Annotated in this window: 1 protein-coding gene; it reads right to left on the bottom strand. The window is 47.3% G+C overall.

All coding sequences use genetic code 11. The features are described from left to right. A partial coding sequence (locus AC1DCV_RS35755; protein ID WP_477027679.1) for an Ig-like domain-containing protein occupies positions 1-662 on the bottom strand: 662 nt, incomplete at both ends.

Below are 662 nucleotides of genomic sequence, written 5' to 3'. Positions count from 1 at the left end.
TCACTGTATGTCACTGTAAAGTTCAGCACACTACCGGCTTTATAGTAACCATTCGCAGGTACGTTTACCTGTGTAACTACCGGCGCCGTCACATCTGCTGTTACACTAATCGTGTTACTGGCAGTATTACCGTTGTCGCCAATATTCACTGCTACATCCGCAGGCAATGAAACGTTGACAGCTCCATCAGTTATCGGTGTGATAACGATGGTATAAGTGCTGCTGTCGGTGGTTTGCGGCGCGCCAGCTGTAGCGTTAGTCAACGTAAAGTCTCCGGTTGTAAGACCATTTACCACTTCGCTGAAGACAGCAGTTACAGTAAACGGTGCATTAACAATGGCCCCAGCGGCAGTAGACAACGTCACTGTTGGGTGTACCGTATTTACGAATACGCCCGTGGTATTGCCTATATTATTTAAGAGGAGGGCAGCATTGTTACTAGCTGCATCTCTAATGGTAGCGCCATTCAGCAACAGGTTAGTGCCGAGTGTGATACCGTCCATATCCAGGTCTCCATTCTGAACAGTGTAGCTGAAGGATAAATCCTGTGTACCGGTACCTCCGGTATAAACCGCTGAAACATTTGTTCCTCCTATGTTTACACTAATCGATGGCACACCGCCAGCAGTATTCACGAGCACATTTTCACTGTATGTCACTGT

The organism is Chitinophaga sp. 10T418, assembly GCF_056394125.1.
This window is presented reverse-complemented; position numbering and strand designations above follow the sequence as displayed.